We start from the raw sequence: 22353 nt of genomic DNA on the forward strand, positions 1-22353 counted from the left end.
CAATTACTGACAAAAAATTTGCTCAAATAAACTTCGAGAAATTCTTACCAATTATCAATGAAAATATATTCGATTGATCAACCAGTAAAAATCCACACAAGTTGTTCTTCATAATCTCTTAATGATTTTCTTACTTCTTCGTCAGAAGTAAGACGGTCAGCAAATCTCGTTCGCTACCGATGGATGAGCATTATAGATAAAAATCCAACACTGGCAAGTAGTATTTTTAACAAATGCTAACCATATCAACAAAAATAAAAACAAATTATTGAATTTTATATAAAATTATTTTTAACAATTTTACTAAAATTGATTCCAATTCGTTTTAATTTGCATATTTAATTGATTAAACAAGTAAAAAATAGTGCTTTTTTTCTCTGCAAACAAAAAAACCAGTCAAAGCTAAAATTACACTTGGACTGGTTGCTATTATTTTACACTTTAGACTTTTTAAAACTTCATACTTAAGCGTGCCCAGTAATTACGTCCAATATTGTTAAACTGCTGATCGCCAGCAAAACCAATACCTGCATTACCCATCTTATTTAAATGCTCAGCATAAGTTTTATTTAAAACATTATCGACACCTAGCGCTAAATCAACACCTTGAGTTACATGATAGGTGCCATTGAGTGACAAAGTGGCAAAGCCCTGACTTGGTTTTAGGTCATAACCGACAATATTGCCTTGAGCTAAACTAACCCGATCTTGTCCATCAACCACACGCCATAATAATCCTAAATTATAGTTTTCTTGACTATAGCGCAGATTTACGCGTGCCTCTAAAGGAGAGATTTGTGGCAAAGGCGTATTATCACTGGTGTTTTCACCCCATGCATACATAGCACTCATATCTGCTGAAATCGTATCAGTAAATTGATATCCAATTCCGGCTTCTGCCCCAGCAATGCTGGCATCAACATTACGACTATGCGCCTCTAAAGCACCTTGCATACCTGTAGCTTGATACGTCGTTAAAATATAGTCTTGTACTAAACCTGCATAAGCCGATATCCAAGAATTCCAAGCACCTTGGTGATGTTGATAGCCTAGATCAAGCTGCAAGGTTTTTTCGGTATCTAGATGATTAAAGCTATTGCTATGCCCATTGGCTGATTTAGGGCTAAACAGTTCCCAATAATCAGGCATACGTTCCACATAGCCCACGCCAATATAGGTTTTGCCATCTTCATGTTCAGGATGAATATTTTCCAAACGAATAAAAGCACTTGGCAAAGTTTGATCGAGATTACGATTCACTCCTACAGGAGTTTCGCTACGCTTGTCCTCTACATTTACTTGGTCAACACGCGCACCTGTCACTATACGGTTATCATCACCTAAGTCATAAGTTAATTCAGCAAATGCACCATAAGATTGGAACTGCATATCAGTTTGGCGCGTCAGATCTTTATAACTATCGTGCATACCTTTACGGATACTATGCTCATTGTTTTGCGTATCTATACCGCTAATAAGTTGAACCTTATCCCATTCATTGGTCATTGCCACACGGGCATTTAAGGTTTTACGTGCCACATTAGTCGCCATAGGCATTTTCATGCCACCCGCTGGATTAAACTCACGTAAGCTAAAGTTATCCATCACATGATCATTAAAGTTGTAATTCACTTGAGCTTCGAGCTTTTTTACATGATCAGTTAAGTGTTTCTTTTCAGCACGTAAACCTAAGCTTTCGCGCGCAAATTTAGATCCATCCATGGCACGGCCTGCATACACCGCTTCACCATCCGCTTTACCCGCAGTCAGCTCCACCCAAGTATCTTGATTTGGTGTCCAACCCAAAGCCAAATCTGCATTCCAACGCTGCCAATCTGAAGGCACAGTATTACCATCACCATCTTGATAACTATCTGCGACCGAACGATTGGTGTTTAGGCGGATATATTTTTGCTCATCTCCAACCGCAGCTTCGATATTATGGTCTAAACGCCCATAAGAGCCCATGACGATACTGGCTTGACCACGATAATTGTGATCCTGTGAGAATTGCTCAGGACGTCTTTCAAAAATCACCGTCGCGGCCGAGCCTGTATTGGCATATTGTACGGTTTGCGGCCCTTTGATCACCGAAATTTGATCATAGCTTTCGGGAGAAATATAAGAGCTCGGCGAATCCATACGACTTGGGCAAGCCCCCAAATTCTCTGTGCCATCGGTTAAAATTTTAATTCTCGAACCAAACATACCACGGAAGGTGACATCGCCATTGGTCCCTGCACCACTATTCACGGCGCTAAACCCTACAATACTTTGTAAGTAATCTGCGCCATCGGCTGCTGGAATCGGTTGAATCGGCAATTTAGGATCAGCCCGCACAATTAAACCATTGGCATCATTGCCTTGTTGTGCCGTGGCAACAATCGGCGCTAACGATAGGGGCTGATTTTCTAAGTCTTCCACAGCAAAAATTGTGCTTGAATAGGCGATCGCGATCGCAGCGGCTAATGGCTGTAATAAAAATTGACTTGATGTCATGATAAACTCACTTAAAACATAAATACGACTGGGCTAGAGCCAGTAAAGACCCTAAAAAAACCTTCGAGATTTATGCAAAAAGTGGTGGGGCTCGCCCTTGCGGCAATAAAAATAAACGTTGTAGAACAAACCAAACATAAGCTGCGCTATTTTGCCATGCAGCAAAACGCACCTGAATACGATCCAGCACTTCTTTGACGGATAATTCAGGAGGCAAAACTAAGTTGCCATACACAGTACAATATTGGCATTGATGGTTGGCATCATGATGGTGATGCTCATGGTGCTGTTCTACAGCATGATGATAACTATGTGTTTCTGCGCTTGGATTTAATAAAGCTTGAGCAATAGTTTCACAAACCGGCGCCACTTGATATTGTGCTGGCAGTAAAGGCTGTAAAAATACAGCGATCTGTAATAATACGGCTGCAAAAGAAAGCAGTAACCCACTGCGGCTATACAAAAACAAAAACCCATAGCTTAAGTATGGGTTTTATTATAACAAAGTGACTACAAAAAGTAGCCTACTTTATTAACGTTTTACTTTTTGACGTTGACGGACCACTTTTTCTACTTTTTCGCGTGCACGTTGACGCTTAAGCGGAGAAAGATAGTCAACAAAAAGTTTACCGTTTAAGTGATCCATTTCATGCTGAATACAAACTGCGAGAAGTTCGTCTGCTTCCATCTCAAATGCTTGACCTTCAAGGTTAATTGCTTCGATCTTTACGCGTGACGGACGCTCAACTTTATCGTATATTTGAGGCACTGATAAACAGCCCTCTTCATACGGTTGGGTCTCTGTGGTCAGTGGAGTAATTTTTGGGTTAATGAACACCAAAGGTTGATCTTTGGTTTCAGATAAATCCATCACGATCAATTGGATATGATGATCAACTTGAGTGGCAGCCAAGCCAATGCCGGGGGCTGCATACATCGTTTCAAACATATCTGCAGCAAGCTGACGAATTTCATCAGTAACTTCTTCGACAGGTTTCGCAATGGTACGAAGACGGGGATCCGGGAAACTTAAAATAGGTAACAAGGCCATACTGCGTCCTCAATTTCTGCCATTGAACTAAAAAACCCAATGAAGGAATGCTTCATCAGAAAATTGTGTGTAAGATCGTTATTATAACGCAACTACATACATAATTTTAGGAATTATGATAATGAAAAAGGTTTTGACAGACACTGCTATTTTTCGTGTCTTGGGGTTTAAGCAGCAATTATTAGCTGTTGCAATATGTACCAGTTTGGGGCTAGGTATGATCAGTGTGGCACAAGCTGCACCGGCACGTAACGTCAATCCACCTGCTTTAAAAGCCAATGCACCTAATGTGTATATTGTCAAAAAAGGCGATACGCTATGGGACATTTCAAAACGCTTTTTAAAAAATCCACTGCGCTGGCGCGAGATTTGGGCCAGTAATAAACATGTCAAAAATCCGCATTGGATTTTCCCTGGTGACCGCCTATTAATGTGTGATTACCAAGGACGACCAATTTTAGGTAAAGATGAAGGCGATGGCTGTGAAGGCATTATTAATCGCTACTTAGGTCATCAAAACTTAAAACCACAAGTGCGTTTAGAGTCTATTAATAATGCCATTCCTGTGATTGCCTTAGATGACATTAAAAACTTCTTAGAACGTTCACATATTATTGCACCTGATGCTTTAGATGCGACACCTTATATTGTCGGTGCTGCCGATCAACGTGTGTTAGCGGCCAAAGGTCAAACTGTGTATGCGCGTGGCATGGGCTTAGAGTCTGGGCAAAATTATGCGATTTATCGTGAAGGCGAACCATATACAGCTGTTGATGCGAAAGGACGTAAATATCCAATTGCGCTTGAACTTACCCAAGTGGCTACTGCAATTGCCAGCAAAAACACTGGCGACATTACCACTTTAGAAATTAGCGATACTTATAACTACGAAGTCCGTCGTGGCGATCGCGTGTTACCAATTTATGATCCAATGTTGCCAACTTTGTTCTATCCTGTAGAAGCAGAAAATGTAATACAAGATGGTCGAGTGATTCGTGTTCAAGGTTCAATTGGTACAGCGGCTCTAGGCAGCGTGGTGACTTTAGACCGTGGCAGTCAACACGGTGTACAAAGTGGTCATGTGTTTGCTATTTCACAACAAGGTGAAATTGTGACGGATCCAAAAACCAAAGAACGTATTCAATTACCAGGTCAACGTATTGGTCAAGTTATGGTATTTAAAACCTTTGATCAATTTAGCTATGGCTATGTACTCAGTAGTGAATTACCAATTAAGGTGGGTGCAAATTTAGTTGCCCCAGACAGTGATGACTAATCTCATATGAGGTGAGGTATGTTGCAGCAGCTCTCACAAAATCAAATTGATACCATCCGCATATGGTATTTGGTGCAACATTCCTTATCTAGTTTTTATAAACTTATTCACCATTATGGCTCAGCGGCAGCAGCTTTTCAGGCGCGGCATGACTGGGCCAAATTAAATTTGCATGCCAGTCATTTAAAACGCGTTCAAGAATTCGAGCAATCTACAGCTCAAAGCACGTTTGAAGATATTCTCAAACTGATTCAGCAGCATAGTGACTTTGTGATCTGTATAGATGATGCTGATTATCCACAACAACTGAATTACTATAGTGATAAACCACCGATTATATTTGGTCAAGGTGATGTCAGTATTCTGAATGCTGCGCAAATTGCTATAGTCGGAAGTCGTAAGCCTAGCCCGCAAGGCCGGCAAGTGGCTTATGATTTTGCTTATTATTTAAGTGAAAAAGGTTTTTATATCAATAGTGGTTTGGCTTTAGGAATAGATGAAGCAGCACATCGAGGCGGCTTACAACATGGACGTAGCCTTGCGGTGATGGCGACTGGCTTAGATAGCACTTATCTTCAGCAACATTTACAGCTTCGACAACTGCTTGCCCAAAGTGGTGCAGTCATCACCGAGTTTCTACCTAAGACCCTGCCCTTGCAACATCATTTTCCACGGCGTAATCGGATTGTTAGTGGCTTAAGTTTAGGTGTGATTGTCGCTGAAGCGACTTTACAAAGTGGCTCACTGATTACCGCCAAAATTGCTGCTGAACAAGGCAAACATATTTTTGCTATTCCTGGGCATATTTATGATGCTTATCATCAAGGTTGTCATCTACTGATTCGTGAAGGGGCGACCCTTGTAGATCATCCTGAATAAGTCATCGAAGATTTAGCTTTAGCGACCACTTGGCAACATCAACAATACTCAAAAACCACATGCAAAGTTGGCTCTGCTCCCATGCAGCAACCTGATGCAACGCGATCAAGCACGGTACCTGAGCACTTAGCAGCATTGTATGCCGCCTTAAATTGGCAAGGCCAAGACTTAGATCAGCTTTGTTTGCAATTAAAGTGCGATGCAGCCAGTTTAACGGGCCAATTAATGGAACTTGAATTACTTGGCTTAGTGATGCAGCAATCAGGTTTGTACTTACGTTGTGGTTCGATGCAATAAGGTTCACAATAGCCTTTCCATAAATCAATTTACGGGAAAGATGTACATGATTACTACCTCTGTTGCTGAAGCGGCACGCTGTCTCAAACAAGGACAAGTTTTAGCTTACCCTACAGAGGCTGTTTGGGGCTTGGGTTGCGATCCTTATAACGAATCTGCATTTTTAGAAATCTTAAACTTAAAACAACGCCCAATCGAAAAAGGGGTGATTTTACTGGCATCAAGTTTGCATCAGGTCGAAGCGTTGCTGGTCAATTTAGAACCCGCTATGCGCGAACAGGTGATTGCCTCATGGACGAATCGGACTGCCAGTGAACGTGCAACCACTTGGTTATTACCTGCGACAGATAAAATCCCCACTTGGATTAAAGGCAATCATCCGAAAGTCGCGGTGCGTGTCACTACCCACCCGCTGTGCGTGGCTTTATGTAATGCTTTTGATGGCTTTATTGTCTCAACCAGTGCCAATCCAGCTGGCTTAGAACCTGCTCGTTCCTTACAAGATGCCACCCATTATTTTGCACAAAAATTAAATTATTTAAATGGTGATTTAGGCTTAAGCCGTGAGCCAAGTCGAATTTTAGATGCCGAAACAGGGACAATTATTCGCGCCTAAATCCTTAAATTTTAGGCAAAAAAAAGCTCAGCCATATAGGGACGGCTGAGCATAAAAAGGATGTGTAAATCACATCCAGAGGGTCTGTCAATCTGGTGCAAAGTCTAGATCATTAGGATCTAGTGAAGTACTTGCGATGGCGGTATTATGTTCTAACTGTTTTTTTTAAACAAATATATTTTAAAACTCAATTAAGACATAAAATGTATTAGCTAATTATATTTTTACCAATTTGTTCAACGTATCTGACTATTTTTTATTTATTTTTAACATAATCATCAATTTTTTACGTTTTTAAAACTATCGATTTTTTAGAAAAACTAAAATAAAAATATCTTTGAACTTACATCAAATGCTTATTTTTAAGCCTTAGACTCGACGCTGTGCCAATAAAACAGCTGCTAAAATCACGCTTCCCCCTATACTGTGATAGATCGTCCATGCTTCATTAAGCCAAAAATAAGCAATGATGGCGGTAAAAATTGGCATCAAATTCATAAAAATGCTGGTGCTATTCGGACCCAGTTTTTTAATGGCTAACATCCAAAGCAAAGGTGCTAACAAGGATGGAAAAATTGCCGCATACAGTACGCTAAATAAATTGTCGCTATTCAGACGATCTAAGCCTAGATAAGCAATTAAGGGTAAGTGATACAGCACTGCAAAACAAATTTGCATATACAACATGGTCATCAAGCTTAAAGACAGTTGCCATTTCTTTAAAAACACCCCATAAAAAGCATAGAAAAACACGGCCAATAACATCACCATGTCACCGCTATGCTGACCTATACTCAAGATGGCGGCAAAACTGCCTTGACCAATTACATATAACAACCCTAAAAACGACAAAATACTGCCAATAACCGCATAGCGATTGGGACGCTGCTTTAAAATCAGTAACGATACAAAAATGGTAAAAATAGGAATAAAGGCATTAATTAAGCCCATATTGGTGGCACTGGTATAGTGCGCTGCACTATAAGCCAAGCCTTGATAGAGCACCATGCCAAATGCACTTAATACCGCAATTTTGCTAAGTTCTGGACGAATCTGCTGACGTTGCTGATAGACTGTGCCCAGCATTATAGGGCTGAGTATTAGCCATGCTAAAAACCAACGATAAAAACTAATGCTCATAGGTTCAATAAATTCAGTCACATAACGAGTCACTACAATGTTAAATGACCAAATAAATACTGCGGCAATCGGTAAAAGTACCGCCCACCAAGCCATTCGGCTTTGTTCCATGTATTTGTCCTTCATTTTTCTTTTGTGCCAACATCGCGCCAGCAATGGTCATCATGGTACCTAATGTAGGCGCATACATCCACTGTTCAGCTAAATAAAGCTAAGCCAGCACAGCATCTAATATGAGGAAAGTTTAACGTATTGTAATGGGCTTTTTTGAGATAGCTCTACAAGTTTCCTCTTGCTCAGCTAGCATTTTCTCGTTACAACATCAGTTGCTTTAAAACAAATAAGGATAAGTCATGACGACTTCTGTATACGATATTCCAGTAGTAACCATTAATGGTGCAGAAACTAGCTTAAATCAATATCAGGGTAAAGTTTTATTGATTGTAAATGTGGCTTCAAAATGTGGTCTAACACCACAATATGAAGGTTTACAAAAGCTGTATGAGAATAAAAAAGCGGCTGGCTTAGAAATTTTAGGCTTTCCATCGAATGATTTCTTGGCACAAGAACCAGGCAGCGATACAGAAATTCAGCAATTTTGTAGCGTAAATTACCAAATTGATTTCCCCCTATTTAGCAAAATCACCGTGGTAGGTGCAGATAAACATCCACTTTATCAAGCCTTGACCCAAGCGATTCCTGAGCGTATTGGTGAAGGCCCTTGGGTCAAAGATTTAACGGATTATGGTTTAACACCAAATCAGCCACCTGAAGTGTTATGGAACTTTGAAAAATTCTTAGTCAATAAAAAAGGGCAAGTTGTTGCGCGTTTTGCACCAGATATTGCTGCAGATGATGCACGTATTATGGATGCTATTGAGGCTGAATTAGCAAAATAAAAGCCAATAAGAATAAGTATCTGAGTCCAATTTAGATACTTATTCTTATTTAAAAACAATTAATTAAATATCTAACCTTAAAAATTATTCATAGTTTCTACTTAGTTTTTATACTTCTACAACATGCTATTCATTATTTTTTAAGCGATGAGGATTAATCTACAGCTATCCCAAGTAATGGTTGAATAGGTTATCTCATGAATCGTTTAGTAAAAGCTGTTGTATTTTCTCTTTCTGGCGTGTTTGCAGCAACTAGCGCTTTTGCTGCACCACACGAGCAACCGAATAAACCTGCACAAATGCAAAAACATCAAACTGTTAGCAAGTTTGAGCAGCAAAAAGTCAAACCTGCTTCACATCAAGTGCATCAAAAAGCCTCAAAGAAAGTTGAACAACCTAAACGTGATTGGAAAGTAGGTCATAAACTCCCAAACCAATTCCATGCACCAAGCTATAAGGTTGACTATAAACAATCGAAAAAGTTGAGCAAACCAGGTAAAAATCAGCAGTGGATAAAAGTGAATGGTGACTATGTACTTATGAATACCACAACCTATAAAGTGCTTAAAGTGGTTGGCTAAACTACACAATCTCGGTGAAGAAAGAGTGCTTAGGCACTCTTTTTTATTTTTGTTATGCCTTTGCAACAATCCATTTTTTCGCCATATTTATGTCGTATCTTCTGATTAAGATTTAATATTTTGGTGTTTTGGGGCATGAAAAAGGTTTTACAAAGTGTGGCAATGCCAATGGTTCTGTTTGGTTTTGGCATTGTTATGTTAGGTTGTGGCCAAACTCCTGCGCCAGAAGCAACTGCACAGCCCGAGGCCAAAATTGAGACCTCGACTGTCAACAATGAAAATTCAACAACTGAGCTTAAGTCAGGTAATATGTTTTATCTGCTACGTGATGTGGCTGATGTACAACTTAAGGCAGGTAACTACATTGCTGACTTACAACAAACTCAGCAAGATTTACAAGAGGCTGTTGAGCTAAAAGATCATCAAAAACTAGAACTTGCAGCACAAAACCTACATAGCCAATTAACAGGCTTTAATCAGGCCTTAAATAGTTTAGATCTTAAAAGTCAAGAAATTGTAGATATTCGTAGCAATATTATGGCTGCGAACCAAAAAGTGCTGGCTTCCGATTTTTTAAATGGCAAAGTTGATTTTTCCCAAGTGAACTTTAAGCAGATTGAAGCGCAAATGGGCAATGTACAATCAGAAATGCTTAAGCTTGCAGGCATGTTAATCCCACAAGAAAAAGCTGAATCTTAAAAATTGCAACAGTGAAGTCTATTGGCTTCACTGAGTTTATACACCGCAATCGCGATACTACAACACGCACAGCCACAGAACTTGCTAGCCTAATAAGCGACTAAAAAAACAGTAAGGAGACCTGTATGCAACAGGCTATTTATTCTATTGTTCCCGTAGAATTTCGTTTAGATCTAAAAGACCCTTTTATCTTTACTGCGCATCATATCGATTATTTCCCTGAAGGCAATGCCGAGCTTGGCCCAAAACATCCTGCTTTAAATGATGAATATCGGATGTATTATGGTGACACAGTACCGGGGTTTCCTGAACATCCGCATACTGGCTTTGAAACGATTACGCTTGTAGAACAAGGCGTGGTCGATCACTTTGATTCTTTAGGTAATGGTGGCCGCTATGCCGCAGGTGATGTGCAATGGCTGACCACTGGCAACGGTATTGAACATTGTGAGATGTTTCCACTGATCCATGAAGATTGTGCCAATACCATGGAACTTTTTCAGATTTGGTTTAATTCTTCACCTCAACAAAAACAACAAGATCCTGATTATAAAATGCTGTGGCGTGAACACATTCCACACGTCTATTTAAAAGATGCCAATGGTCAAACCACTGATATTCGTGTTATTTCAGGCAAATTACACGAGCAAAAGGCACTACCACGCCCACCGCACTCTTGGGCTGCTGCTGATGAAAATCATGTGAATATTTTTCTCATACAAATTCCAGCTCATGCACAAGTTACCCTACCTGCCACGACTGCTACTTCCACCCGCTTTGCCTATTTTTATCAGGGCTCAGATCTAGAGTTATTTGATCAAACAGTTAAATTTAAACACTTAATTGAACTACAAGCTGATATAGATGTGACCTTAACTGCAGGCGATCAAGAAGCACGGATTTTATGGTTAGAAGGTGAACCGATTGGCGCACCTGTGGCCATGCGTGGGCCATTTGTGATGAACACCGAACAAGAACTCGATGCTGCATTTAAACGCTATCGTGCGACCCAATTTGGTAATTGGCCATGGCCAAGTTCTGCACCTACATTTAAACGTGAACAGCCACGCTTTGCTACCTATGGTGGCGGTGAACGTCATGAGTTCCCTGAAAAATAAAGTCATGAGTTTCCTGAAAAATAAATAAGTTGTACTCATAGAAAAATCAAAATATGCTGCATCTAGTTTAAGTAAATGCGCATATTTTGATGCAACTGATTATTTTTTGTGGTGTACAAGCCTCTGGTAAATCGACTTTTTATCAGCAATACTTTTCGAATACACATTTGCGTTTAAATTTGGATATGCTCAAAACCCGACATCGGGAAAATTTACTCTTTGAAGCCGCTTTAGCTTCTAAAACCAAAATAGTGATTGATAACACCAATCCAAATATAGAGGCACGCAACCGTTATATCGCGCGAGCAAAAGCCGCGGGTTTTGAAATTATTGCTTATTATTTTGCAACTGATTTAAACAGCACTTTGCAACGCAACTGTCAACGAACTGGAAAAGCTAATATTCCTGAAGCTGGCGTTCGAGCAACTTATAAAAAATTAGAAATTCCTAAACTCACTGAGGGTTTTAGCGAAATTTATCAGGTTCAAATTGTAGATGGTCAGCAATTTTCTATTCAGCTACTACAAGCTGTTTGATGCCAGACTTTATACGCCTGTTGCATCTGTGCTTGCGTTGCTTGATTAACTTGCTGTGCTTTTAGCTGCTTAAAATTACCTTGATAAATATGCTGCGTAAATATTTTGGCTAATTGCTCAATAGCAGCTCTACCCTGTTGCTTATAATCTAAAATTTGCTGCTCTGTTAACTGTAAATGCCAACAATGCATGGCATCGCCTGTATCTACAGCAAAGCCTAAATAGTATTGCTCTTGTTGTTGGTAAAGTTCCCAAAAATGGTTTTGTTTTTCAATTATTTGCATAATATTTCCAAAAAATTAATTTTCCCACAATATAATATTTTTATTCTATGCTTAAATAACTCTGAAGACTCTAATTAAACTTTTCTTAAGAACTAGGAACGATCTAATGTTGTATCACACTATTCAAAAAAAATTACAACAACACCGAGTTTTCTTTACTGTTAATGCTACAGAGCGACATCTAGATGATACGAAAATTCGTATCCATCGTTCACTAAAGCTTGAACCATATACTGCGTTTTTGCAGGGTAATCATTTATGGTCAATGGGCAGCTTCTCTTATTCACATAGTGTCTTGCCTATTACCACCCAAATGGGTCGCTATTGCTCGATTGCTAAAGGCGTTTCGGTATTGGGTATTCGACACCCCCTAGAATGGGCAACCACGAGTAGCTCAACCTATGATACTAATTTTTCTATATTTCAAAGTTTTTTAGAAGACCAAAAATTGGATTCAAAAGATTTTAAAGTACGTCAATTACCCAAACAACAACCTGAACAGGGCTTAATTATTGGGCATGATGTGTGGATTGGCGCAAATTGTGTTTTAAAACGCAATTTAAACGTTGGTACAGGTGCAGTTATTGCTGCTAACTCAGTCGTCGTAAAAGATGTACCGCCTTATGCAATTGTAGGAGGCAACCCAGCCAAAGTACTTAGATATCGTTTTTCAACTGAGCAAATCAGCAAACTTTTACAGAGCCAATGGTGGCAATATCATTTTGTAGATATACAAAACTTAGATATAGAAAATATTGATGATTTTCTAGAACAAATAAAAGCTTTGCAGTCGAGTCTTATTATCTTTAGCCCTAAAACATTACAATTTTCAGAGTTACTTTAATTCATAAAAAAAGCCACTCAAATGAGTGGCTTTTTCAATCTTAAACCGTGTCTTATTGAGCGCGGTTTTTGATTTTGCGGATCGTTTCTAGCTGAGCAGCAGTTTCTGCAAGAGCAGCCAATGCAGCAGCAGCGTCCAAATCGCTCTTTTGATTTGCTAACAAGTTTTCAGCATTTTTACGTGCTTCAACAATTGCAGCTTCATCTAAGTCGTGTGCACGAACTGCAGTATCTGCAAGTACGGTTACAACATGCGGTTGAACTTCTAGAACACCACCAGATACATAGATTAACTCTTCTGTACCGTTTTCAAGCACAACGCGAATTGCGCCAGGCTTAAGCAAAGTTACCAGTGGAGTATGACCAGGCATAATACCCAATTCACCACTTGCACCTTTTGCGATTAGCATGCTGATTGTGCCTGAGTACAAAGACTCCTGAACACTTACAACATCACATTGCATAGTCGCCATGAGAATCTCCTAAATTAGGGAACTAATTAAAGTTTCTCAGCTTTAGCAAGTACTTCGTCAATACCACCAACCATGTAGAACGCTTGTTCTGGGATGTGATCGTATTCACCAGCTAAAAGACCTTTAAAGCCACGAATCGTTTCTTTAAGCGGTACAAGTTTACCAGGAGCACCAGTAAACACTTCAGCTACGTGGAACGGTTGAGAGAAGAAACGTTGGATCTTACGTGCACGGTATACAGTAAGTTTGTCTTCTTCTGCCAATTCGTCCATACCAAGAATTGCGATAATGTCTTTCAATTCTTTGTAACGTTGAAGAACGTTTTGAACTGAACGAGCAATTTCGTAATGCTCAGCACCAACAACTAGTGGATCTAGCTGACGTGAAGTTGAGTCAAGTGGATCGATCGCTGGGTAGATACCACTCGACGCGATGTCACGGCTCAATACTACAGTTGCGTCTAAGTGAGCGAACGTTGTAGCAGGCGATGGATCTGTTAAGTCATCGGCAGGTACGTATACCGCTTGGATTGACGTAATCGAACCAGACTTAGTCGATGTAATACGTTCTTGAAGAACACCCATCTCTTCTGCAAGTGTAGGCTGGTAACCTACTGCAGATGGCATACGACCTAGAAGTGCTGATACTTCAGTACCTGCTAGTGTATAACGGTAGATGTTGTCTACGAACAATAATACGTCACGGCCTTTACCGTTTTCGTCTTTCTCGTCACGGAAGTACTCAGCCATAGTAAGACCTGTTAACGCTACGCGTAAACGGTTACCTGGTGGCTCGTTCATCTGACCGTAAACCATGGCTACTTTGTCAAGAACGTTAGAGTCTTTCATCTCGTGGTAGAAGTCGTTACCTTCACGAGTACGCTCACCAACACCAGCAAACACAGATAAACCTGAGTGCGCTTTCGCGATGTTGTTGATCAACTCCATCATGTTAACGGTTTTACCAACACCCGCACCACCGAATAGACCAACTTTACCACCTTTAGCGAACGGGCAAAGTAAGTCAATGACTTTAATACCAGTTTCTAAAAGGTCAGTAGAAGCTGCTTGTTCAGCATAAGAAGGCGCTTGACGGTGAATTGGTAAACGCGCTTCAGTAGCAACATCACCAGCTTCATCGATAGGGCGACCAAGAACATCCATAATACGACCAAGAGTCGCAGTACCTACAGGTACAGAGATCGGTGCGCCAGTATTCGTTACGCTCAAACCACGCTTAAGGCCTTCAGTAGAACCCATTGCAATAGTACGAACTACGCCATCACCAAGTTGTTGCTGAACTTCTAAAGTAGTTTCAGTACCATCAACTTGTAGAGCGTCATAGATCTTAGGAACGCTGTTGCGTTCAAACTCGACGTCGATAACCGCGCCGATGATCTGAATGATACGACCGCTATTCATTGCTGTCTCCTCAATTCAAAATAATGTTAAACGGCAGCGGCACCACCAACGATCTCAGAAATTTCCTGAGTAATCGCGGCTTGACGCAGCTTGTTATAAATAAGTTGTAGGCTCTTAATGATCTCGCCTGCGTTGTCTGTTGCAGCTTTCATTGCAACCATACGCGCAGACTGTTCACAAGCGATGTTTTCAATCACGCCTTGATATACCACAGACTCAATATAACGAACCAATAAGCCATTTAGCAGCTCTTCAGCGCCTGGCTCATAGATGTAGTCCCAACCGTATTGACGGTTAAGGCTTTCGCCTTCTTCAGCAGCTGCTAAAGGAACCAATTGTTCGATTTTTTGATTTTGAGTCATGGCGTTTACAAAGCCGTTAGATACTAAATAAATACGATCTAACTCGCCTTTATCAAACGCATCTAACATCACCTGTACAGAACCAGATAACTGTTCAAGACTTGGGGCGTCGCCTACATTTGTAGTTGCGCCAAGTACTTTACCGCCGTAGTTTTTAAAAAACGAAACCGCTTTTTGACCAATCAAAGCAAATTGAACTTCAATTGACTGCTCTTGTTGCTGCTGAACGTGTTTTACCACTTTCTTGAACAAGTTAATGTTCAAACCACCAGCAAGGCCGCGATCCGATGACACGATGATATAGCCAACGCGCTTAACTGGGCGTTCAACCATATAACGGTGTTTATATTCAGGATTCGCTTGAACCAAATGAGCAATTACACGGTGCATATTTTCGGCATACGGACGGCCTTGAGCCATGCGCTCTTGCGCACGACGCATCTTAGAAGCTGCTACCATCTGCATCGCGCGAGTAATTTTCTGCGTGCTTTTGATACTAGCTACTTTGGCGCGAATTTCTTTTAAATTTGCCATACGCTTAACCTAGTATTCGAAAGCTCTTTCGAGCTTCCGAAGGTTGATTCCGTGAACCAAACCAACACTAATTAGCAAGTTGCTAAATTAGTAAGTTTGAGTCGCTTTGAACGTTTCAATGCCTGATTTGAATGCTGCTTCGATATCTTTATCCCAAGCACCAGTCGCATCAACTTTTTGCATTAACGCAGCGTGTTCTGAACGGAAGTAAGAGATTAACGCAGTATCAAAGTCTACGATTTTCTTCACTTCTACGTCAGCCATGTAGCCTTCGTTAGATGCATAAATTGAAACAGCTTGGTCAGCGATTGAGTATGGAGCATATTGTTTTTGCTTCATTAACTCAGTTACGCGTTGACCGTGTTCAAGTTGCTTACGAGTTGCTTCATCAAGGTCAGAAGCGAACTGAGCAAACGCTGCTAATTCACGGTACTGTGCAAGTGCAGTACGGATACCACCAGACAATTTCTTGATCACTTTAGTCTGCGCAGAACCACCAACACGAGATACAGAGATACCCGCGTTCACAGCAGGACGAATACCTGCGTTGAATAATGATGTTTCTAAGAAGATCTGACCATCAGTAATCGAAATTACGTTCGTTGGTACGAATGCAGATACGTCACCCGCTTGAGTTTCAATGATTGGTAAAGCTGTTAAAGAACCAGTTTGGCCTTTAACTTCACCGTTCGTGAATTTCTCAACGTAGTCAGCAGAAACGCGCGAAGCACGTTCAAGTAGACGAGAGTGAAGATAGAATACGTCACCTGGATACGCTTCACGACCTGGTGGACGACGTAATAACAATGAAATTTGACGGTAAGCAACAGCTTGCTTAGACAAATCATCATAGATAATTAACGCATCTTCACCGCGGTCACGGAAGTATTCACCCATTGTACAGCCAGAGTACGGAGCAAGGAACAACATTGCTGCTGGATCCGCTGCCGCTGCTGCTACAACAGTTGTATACGCCATAGCGCCAGTTTCTTCTAGCTTACGTACTACGTTTGCGATAGTCGATTGTTTTTGACCAATAGCAACATAGATACATTTAATGCCAGAGTTTTTCTGAGCGATGATCGCATCGATCGCCATTGCTGTTTTACCAGTTTGACGGTCACCGATGATTAATTCACGTTGGCCACGACCAACTGGAATCATTGTATCAACTGATTTATAACCAGTTTGTACAGGCTCATCTACAGACTGACGCCAAATTACGCCTGGTGCTACTTTTTCAACAGCATCAGTTAATTTAGCATCGATCGGGCCTTTACCATCAATCGGGTTACCAAGAGCATCAACTACACGGCCTAAAAGTTCTGGACCAACCGGAACTTCTAATACACGACCTGTGCAACGTGCTTTTTGGCCTTCTTGAAGGCTTAAGTAGTTACCTAAAACAACGACGCCCACTGAATCCTGTTCTAGGTTCAGTGCCATACCGTAAAGGCCGCCGTCGAATTCGATCATTTCACCGTACATTGCATCAGCAAGACCGTGAATGCGCACAATACCGTCAGATACCATAACAATGGTACCTTCGTTTTTAGCGGTTGCGCTGGTGTCCAGATCGCCGATACGCTGTTTAATGAGCGCACTGATCTCGGATGGATTCAGTTGTTGCATTGCGCTATACCTCAATCTTTTTAAAGTTCTGTCTTAATGCAATTAAGCAAGAAGACGAGTCCGCATTTTTTCAAGCTTGTTAAGCGCAGAATCATCTATCACTTGGTCGCCTGCACGAATAACCACACCCGCGATTAACGCTGGGTTAACTTCTACAGAAACGTTTACTTGAGCTTCAAATTTTTTCTCTAAAGCATGTGCAAGTAGTTGTTCTTGTACAGAAGTTAATGGGAATGCCGATTCAATCACGACATCCACAACATTGTTATTCTGTGATTTAAGCTGTTCGTATTCTGCTTGAATTTCAGGAAGCAAAGCCAAACGTGCATTTTCAGCAAGCATTGTCAAAAAGTTTGACACTGCAGGCGTTTGGTCTTCGCCTAAAACTTTAGCAAAAAGACTTACCTGCTCAGCAGGAGTAAGCTCAGGGCGATTTAGATAAGCTGAAAATGCTTCGTCTTGCACCGCAGCACTGAGCAAAATAAGCGCATTTGACCAAGAGTCAGCTGCGTTTTGCTCAGAAGCGTAAGCAAATGCTGCTTTAGCGTATGGGCGTGCCAACGTCAAGAGTTCAGCCATAATCCGCCTCTCTTAAAGTTTAGCAGCCAGCTGAGTCAGCATGGCATTGTGAGCTTCTGCGTCAACTTGCTGGCTAAGAATTTTCTCAGCACCAGCAACTGCAAGAGCAGCAACTTGTTGACGTAATTGTTCGCGTGCAGCATTGATTTCAGTATCAACAGCTTCTTTCGCTTGTTGACGAATACGCTCACCTTCAGCAGCTGCTTGAGTACGCGCTTCTTCTACCAATTGCGCACCGCGGCGGTTCGCTTGTTCGATCAATTGAGCCGCTTGTGCTTTTGCTGCTTCTAATTCAGCTTTTACTTGAGCTTGCGCATCGGCAAGATCAGCTTTTGCTTTTTCAGCAGCATTTAAGCCATCAGCGATTTTACGCTGACGCTCACTAATCGCATTGATTAGTGGTGGCCATACAAACTTCATGCAGAATGCGACAAAGATCGCAAATGCAATTGCTTGGCCTATCAATGTGAGGTTGATGTTCATTGCTATTCCTCAATAGTTTAATTTAGGAATTAAGCTTATTAACCTACAAATGGATTAGCGAAAAGAATGAATAAGCCAATACCAACGCTGATCATTGGGATCGCATCTAGAAGACCCGCTACGATGAACATACGTGTTTGAAGTTGTGGAGCTAATTCTGGTTGACGAGAAACAGCTTCTAGGAAACGGCCACCTAAAAGTGCGAAACCGATACCTGTACCTAATGCAGCAAAAGAAATTAAAATAGCAACTGCAATAGCAGATAAACCAAGTACTAATTCCATGAAAAAATCCTCAAATGTTAGGTTATATCAAAACCAATTATCATCTAATCATTAACGAACGATTAGATAAGAAATATGATTAGTGCTTTTCACTTGCCATGCTTAAGTAAACGATGGTTAACATCATGAATACGAAAGCTTGTAGTGTAATCACAAGAATATGGAAAATTGCCCAAGGCACAGACAGTGCCCATTGGATCCAGAACGGTAATAATGCGATTAGGATGAAGATTAACTCACCTGCATACATGTTACCAAACAGTCGTAGAGCCAATGAAACTGGACGCGCTAGGAAAGTAGCTAACTCTAAAACTAAGTTTACTGGAATAAGTAAAATTTTAAAAAACATATTACTTGGATTGAACGGGTTGAGTGCAAATTCACTCACGAAGCCGCCCACACCCTTTTCACGTACGCCATAGAATAAGATCAAGGCAAATACAGACAACGACATACCTAAAGTTACGTTGATATCTGTAGATGGAACAATCTTAAAGTAAACGTGGTGAGGGTCCATACCAAATACGTGCGCACCGATCATTTGAGCTGCATACGGGATGAAGTCAACTGGGATTAAGTCCATTGCGTTCATGAGGAAAATCCACACGAAAATGGTCAATGCAAGTGGTGCAATTAAACGTGATTTGCCATGGAAGGTGTCACGGACACTTGAGTCAACAAACTCGATAATCATTTCAATCGCAGACTGGAACTTGGTTGGTACACCAGCATTTGCAGCTTTCGCTACAATCCAGAATAAGAAACAGAAAATGATACCAAGGCCGATTGACCAACCCATTGAATCCAAGTGGATAGCAGTGAACCCCATCTGTTGAGCTTCTTCAGCAGTCTCAGCTAACTTCCACGAGCCATCTGGCATTTTGCCATAGGTCATGTTGGTCAAGTGATGCTTGATATACTCGGTCGAAGTAAGGGCATGTTCTTCAGCAGCCATAAATCACACCTGGTCAATGTCAAATACTAATGTAGAGATAAGCGAACATCGCGTGCTGCTTGATATCTCGCTTAACTCCAAAAAACTTTTCAATTTTTGCTTGTGCTGATACTCATCGTTTTTGACGTGACACCAAAAAAGGTGCGACCCACGACATCGCTTGAACGAGAATAAAACCACAGAACAATGCCCCCGCTGACAACGGTTTGACACTGCTTAAAATCAAAACGAATCCTACGATCACAATCACAAACTTACCCATTAAACCTCTAAACATGTTTAGATAAACTTGTTGAGAAGCCCGAGCGCCTGCTGTACGAAACGACTGCCAAGAAAAATAGCAACTCGCTAGCCAACAGACAAACGCACCAAGTGCGGCACTGATTGCAGCGGTTGTATCCATCACAGCCCAAGCCAAAAGACCTGAGACTGGAATCATTAATGCTTGTAAGAAGACCAAAGCTTTCGCTAATCGTCGGTCTATCAAGCGACTAGTTCGGCTCATTTATTTATTCACTCACAGCATAAATGCTTGACAAGTTTCACGGGTGATCGTTTTTTATCGCAGGCATTATAGAGTTAGCCCCCTCAACATGCAATCTTTTAACGACCTTAGTCGTGTTTTTTTGCATGTTGGCACAGGAAAGCTAACATCACTGATTTGTTTAATTTTTAGTTTAGTTTCGCGCATTTAATACGCAATCTTGGGTTTTATCAGCCAAAGCTTGCCATGCTTGAATAAAATTCGTCTCATGACTCATACTTTCATCCACGCGAGTAAAGACAATATTGCCGAGTTTTTGATACTGACTTTTACTGGCATGCCCCTCTGCCAATAGGCACATTTTGCGATATGGACGGTTGTCATTCATATATTTGATTTGGGCAACTGTAGCACCCACATGCGGATCATCGGTTAAAGCACCCGCGAATTTAAGATGAAGTGGACGCTCTAGATACTGGTAAGCATCGTGATAAGCCCAATAGCTTTTTGCTGTACCACTATGACTATATTTTTTGGCAGTAAGCAATATAGTTTGCGCAAATTGTTTGGCATTATTCCAATACATTTCACGCTTTTCAGGCATTTGCTGTGAACGCAGCGCGGCAATAAAAAAACCAATACGCACCGCATTGTTTGGATCTAACCAAACATGGGTATCTACACTGTTTTTAATTGCCACACCACGGGTATTACGTAGCGGCAAGGTTTGCAACACTCCAGAATCCAATAAAGCAATCGCTTTAGCATCATCCGCTAATAGTTTTTCTAAAGGTGCCTCATGTGCCTGACCCAACCAAATGACCAATGATGCGTCTTGAATCAGCTTGCGATGATTTGGCGTTAAGCTGACATCATGTCCTGATTGTTCAGCTAATAATAAGGTTGGATTTTCCACCCCTTTGGTAATTTCTTTGGCAATGAGATAAATCGGCTGTGTAGATACCACCAAACCTTGTGCCCACGACAAACTCGCGAACAAAGCCAGTGACACAAATGCTATTAAACGGGACATGAGGAGAGATCGCTAAATTTTCAACTATTGTTATAATATAACAATTAGACAAAAATACCTACGCGTAATCGAAACTCAAAGCGCTTCGTGCTAAAATTTAATGTCCACTTTTCTTGACTCTCTGAACTGAGGTTTGCGCATGAGCTTATGTTCGCATGAACACCACAATGTCTTGCACGGCGTCCACGATCATCACAATGTGGCAGCACGTCTTGCAGAAGCAGAAAGCCTGTGTGCCAGCAGCGGCGCGCGTTTAACCCCATTACGTAAAGAAGTACTCGAACTCATTTTAAATGCCAAAGGCCCGATGGGTGCTTATGATTTATTGGCAAAAATCAAAGGTCAATCGGATCGTCCTGCAGCACCACCAACGGTATATCGCACTTTAGATTTTTTATTAGAAAAAGGTTTAATCCACCGTTTAACCTCGATTAATGCATATATCCCTTGTTGTCATCCGCGTGAAGGACACCAAGCTGCATTTTTAATTTGTACCCAATGTAAAGTGGTTAAAGAGGCTTCTGCACAAACCTTATTACAGCAATTAAAATCTTTAGCCGATGATGATGGCTTTACTCCACATCACAGCATTATTGAGATTTCTGGCATTTGCCAACAGTGTCAAGCCTAATGAATAAGCCACTAATTGAATTAAGCGGCATTCAAGTCCGTATTGATGAACGTGACATTTTAAAAAATGTCGATTTTAGCCTGCATCGCCAAGAGATTGTGACCTTAATTGGCCCCAATGGCGCCGGTAAATCGACTTTAATCAAAGTTTTACTTGGTATTATCAAACCTAAAGCTGGACAAGTGCATAGCCATAAAGCACTTAAGTTTTCTTATGTACCGCAAAAATTCAATCCATCACACAGCCTACCATTACGGGTGTGTGATTTATTGGCCTTAGAAAAATGCGATGCTGCCACTAAAGCTGAGGTTATTCGTGACACAGGTATTAGCAAATTAGAATACTCAAAAGTACAACAACTTTCTGGTGGCGAGCGTCAACGGGTATTGATTGCACGGGCTTTATTACGTCAGCCAGATATCTTAGTGCTAGATGAACCGATGCAAGGCTTAGATATTCAATCTGAAGCTGAACTATACAATTATGTGAGCAGTTTACCCGCCAAATATGGCTGTGCCGTGCTCATGGTGTCACATGATTTACAATGGGTGATGCAAGGTACGCATCGTGTGGTGTGCCTTAATAAACATATTTGTTGCAGCGGGACACCTGCTAATGTGCAGCAGCATCCAGAATATCAAGCCATTTTTGGTACCAATCGCGTGTTCTATCAACATCATCATGATCATTGTGCACATGGTGATTCAGCGACGCCATGCCAACATGATCCGCGCCCGCATATTCACCCAGAACCGGAAGTTTAA

At 41.1% G+C, this 22353-nt stretch carries 26 protein-coding genes and 1 pseudogene; 11 read left to right on the top strand and 16 right to left on the bottom strand.

What is annotated here, in order from left to right; all coding sequences use genetic code 11:
- Positions 1-450: 450 nt before the first annotated feature.
- From CYK47_RS08640 to def, 3 genes are all read right to left on the bottom strand, one after another.
- Positions 451-2499, bottom strand: coding sequence for a TonB-dependent copper receptor (locus tag CYK47_RS08640; RefSeq protein WP_122900838.1), 2049 nt, complete (start codon positions 2497-2499; stop codon positions 451-453).
- A gap of 70 nt (positions 2500-2569) precedes the next feature.
- Positions 2570-2962, bottom strand: a complete 393-nt coding sequence (locus CYK47_RS08645; RefSeq protein ID WP_122900840.1) for a DUF2946 family protein — start codon at positions 2960-2962, stop codon at positions 2570-2572.
- A gap of 69 nt (positions 2963-3031) precedes the next feature.
- Entirely contained in the window at positions 3032-3550 is a 519-nt protein-coding gene (gene def, locus CYK47_RS08650) for a peptide deformylase (protein WP_122900842.1), read from the bottom strand.
- A gap of 121 nt (positions 3551-3671) precedes the next feature.
- On the opposite strand from def, the gene CYK47_RS08655 reads away from it, so the two are divergent.
- The 3 genes and pseudogenes from CYK47_RS08655 (at position 3672) to tsaC (ending at position 6618) form a co-directional block, all read left to right on the top strand.
- A complete protein-coding gene (locus CYK47_RS08655) occupies positions 3672-4826 on the top strand; it encodes a LysM peptidoglycan-binding domain-containing protein (protein ID WP_122900843.1) in 1155 nt (384 codons plus the stop codon).
- A gap of 18 nt (positions 4827-4844) precedes the next feature.
- Positions 4845-6002: pseudogene (dprA, locus tag CYK47_RS08660) on the top strand (DNA-processing protein DprA).
- A 46-nt stretch (positions 6003-6048) separates the two neighbouring features.
- Positions 6049-6618: an L-threonylcarbamoyladenylate synthase type 1 TsaC gene (gene tsaC, locus CYK47_RS08665; RefSeq protein WP_122900845.1), complete on the top strand. Its 570-nt coding sequence runs from the start codon at positions 6049-6051 to the stop codon at positions 6616-6618.
- A 369-nt stretch (positions 6619-6987) separates the two neighbouring features.
- Here the strand turns inward: tsaC and CYK47_RS08670 are convergent, their stop codons facing one another.
- Both CYK47_RS08670 and CYK47_RS15470 read right to left on the bottom strand, forming a co-directional pair.
- Complete coding sequence (locus CYK47_RS08670) at positions 6988-7869, bottom strand: DMT family transporter (RefSeq protein ID WP_122900847.1); 882 nt, start codon at positions 7867-7869, stop codon at positions 6988-6990.
- Positions 7799-7948: a hypothetical protein gene (locus CYK47_RS15470; protein ID WP_164709171.1), complete on the bottom strand. Its 150-nt coding sequence runs from the start codon at positions 7946-7948 to the stop codon at positions 7799-7801. The genes CYK47_RS08670 and CYK47_RS15470 overlap by 71 nt, the downstream gene beginning before the upstream one ends.
- A gap of 163 nt (positions 7949-8111) precedes the next feature.
- Here CYK47_RS15470 and CYK47_RS08675 point away from each other — a divergent pair, with 163 nt between their 5' ends.
- From CYK47_RS08675 to CYK47_RS08695, 5 genes are all read left to right on the top strand, one after another.
- Positions 8112-8657, top strand: coding sequence for a glutathione peroxidase (locus CYK47_RS08675; protein ID WP_122900849.1), 546 nt, complete (start codon positions 8112-8114; stop codon positions 8655-8657).
- A gap of 197 nt (positions 8658-8854) precedes the next feature.
- On the top strand, positions 8855-9238 hold the full coding sequence (locus tag CYK47_RS08680) for an RcnB family protein (RefSeq protein WP_122900851.1): 384 nt from the start codon (positions 8855-8857) through the stop codon (positions 9236-9238).
- 135 nt (positions 9239-9373) lie between these two features.
- The gene (locus CYK47_RS08685; RefSeq protein ID WP_122900854.1) at positions 9374-9937 is read left to right on the top strand and encodes a PM1805 family lipoprotein; all 564 of its coding nucleotides are present in this window, start codon (positions 9374-9376) and stop codon (positions 9935-9937) included.
- Positions 9938-10062: 125 nt separating this feature from the next.
- A complete protein-coding gene (locus tag CYK47_RS08690) occupies positions 10063-11055 on the top strand; it encodes a pirin family protein (protein ID WP_122900856.1) in 993 nt (330 codons plus the stop codon).
- A gap of 89 nt (positions 11056-11144) precedes the next feature.
- Positions 11145-11591: an ATP-binding protein gene (locus tag CYK47_RS08695; RefSeq protein WP_122900858.1), complete on the top strand. Its 447-nt coding sequence runs from the start codon at positions 11145-11147 to the stop codon at positions 11589-11591.
- On the opposite strand, the gene CYK47_RS08700 is transcribed toward CYK47_RS08695, so the two are convergent.
- The gene (locus CYK47_RS08700) at positions 11570-11875 is read right to left on the bottom strand and encodes a hypothetical protein (protein ID WP_122900859.1); all 306 of its coding nucleotides are present in this window, start codon (positions 11873-11875) and stop codon (positions 11570-11572) included. The genes CYK47_RS08695 and CYK47_RS08700 overlap by 22 nt on opposite strands.
- A 106-nt stretch (positions 11876-11981) precedes the next feature.
- Between CYK47_RS08700 and CYK47_RS08705 the strand changes: the two genes are divergently transcribed.
- Positions 11982-12719, top strand: a complete 738-nt coding sequence (locus CYK47_RS08705) for a CatB-related O-acetyltransferase (RefSeq protein WP_122900861.1) — start codon at positions 11982-11984, stop codon at positions 12717-12719.
- 52 nt (positions 12720-12771) lie between these two features.
- On the opposite strand, the gene CYK47_RS08710 is transcribed toward CYK47_RS08705, so the two are convergent.
- The 10 genes from CYK47_RS08710 to CYK47_RS08755 form a co-directional block, all read right to left on the bottom strand.
- Positions 12772-13191, bottom strand: a complete 420-nt coding sequence (locus CYK47_RS08710) for a F0F1 ATP synthase subunit epsilon (RefSeq protein WP_122900863.1) — start codon at positions 13189-13191, stop codon at positions 12772-12774.
- Between the two features lie 26 nt (positions 13192-13217).
- The gene (gene atpD, locus CYK47_RS08715; protein ID WP_122900865.1) at positions 13218-14612 is read right to left on the bottom strand and encodes a F0F1 ATP synthase subunit beta; all 1395 of its coding nucleotides are present in this window, start codon (positions 14610-14612) and stop codon (positions 13218-13220) included.
- 26 nt (positions 14613-14638) lie between these two features.
- The gene (gene atpG / locus CYK47_RS08720; protein WP_122900867.1) at positions 14639-15508 is read right to left on the bottom strand and encodes a F0F1 ATP synthase subunit gamma; all 870 of its coding nucleotides are present in this window, start codon (positions 15506-15508) and stop codon (positions 14639-14641) included.
- Positions 15509-15595: 87 nt separating this feature from the next.
- Positions 15596-17140: a F0F1 ATP synthase subunit alpha gene (atpA, locus tag CYK47_RS08725; RefSeq protein ID WP_122900869.1), complete on the bottom strand. Its 1545-nt coding sequence runs from the start codon at positions 17138-17140 to the stop codon at positions 15596-15598.
- Between the two features lie 42 nt (positions 17141-17182).
- Positions 17183-17719, bottom strand: coding sequence for a F0F1 ATP synthase subunit delta (locus CYK47_RS08730; protein WP_122900871.1), 537 nt, complete (start codon positions 17717-17719; stop codon positions 17183-17185).
- Between the two features lie 12 nt (positions 17720-17731).
- Entirely contained in the window at positions 17732-18202 is a 471-nt protein-coding gene (locus CYK47_RS08735) for a F0F1 ATP synthase subunit B (protein WP_122900873.1), read from the bottom strand.
- 38 nt (positions 18203-18240) lie between these two features.
- Positions 18241-18486 carry a F0F1 ATP synthase subunit C gene (gene atpE / locus CYK47_RS08740; protein ID WP_104989258.1) on the bottom strand — a complete coding sequence of 82 codons (246 nt, stop codon included), beginning with the start codon at positions 18484-18486 and terminating at the stop codon, positions 18241-18243.
- A gap of 79 nt (positions 18487-18565) precedes the next feature.
- A complete protein-coding gene (gene atpB, locus CYK47_RS08745) occupies positions 18566-19441 on the bottom strand; it encodes a F0F1 ATP synthase subunit A (RefSeq protein ID WP_122900875.1) in 876 nt (291 codons plus the stop codon).
- A gap of 112 nt (positions 19442-19553) precedes the next feature.
- Positions 19554-19946: an ATP synthase subunit I gene (locus CYK47_RS08750; RefSeq protein WP_122900877.1), complete on the bottom strand. Its 393-nt coding sequence runs from the start codon at positions 19944-19946 to the stop codon at positions 19554-19556.
- 172 nt (positions 19947-20118) lie between these two features.
- Positions 20119-20958, bottom strand: coding sequence for a metal ABC transporter solute-binding protein, Zn/Mn family (locus CYK47_RS08755; RefSeq protein ID WP_122900879.1), 840 nt, complete (start codon positions 20956-20958; stop codon positions 20119-20121).
- Positions 20959-21097: 139 nt separating this feature from the next.
- Here CYK47_RS08755 and CYK47_RS08760 point away from each other — a divergent pair, with 139 nt between their 5' ends.
- A complete protein-coding gene (locus tag CYK47_RS08760; RefSeq protein WP_122900881.1) occupies positions 21098-21589 on the top strand; it encodes a transcriptional repressor in 492 nt (163 codons plus the stop codon).
- A complete protein-coding gene (gene znuC, locus CYK47_RS08765; RefSeq protein WP_171407312.1) occupies positions 21568-22353 on the top strand; it encodes a zinc ABC transporter ATP-binding protein ZnuC in 786 nt (261 codons plus the stop codon). The genes CYK47_RS08760 and znuC overlap by 22 nt, the downstream gene beginning before the upstream one ends.

The sequence above is a fragment of the Acinetobacter sp. B51(2017) genome (assembly GCF_003711395.1).
GTDB lineage: Bacteria > Pseudomonadota > Gammaproteobacteria > Pseudomonadales > Moraxellaceae > Acinetobacter.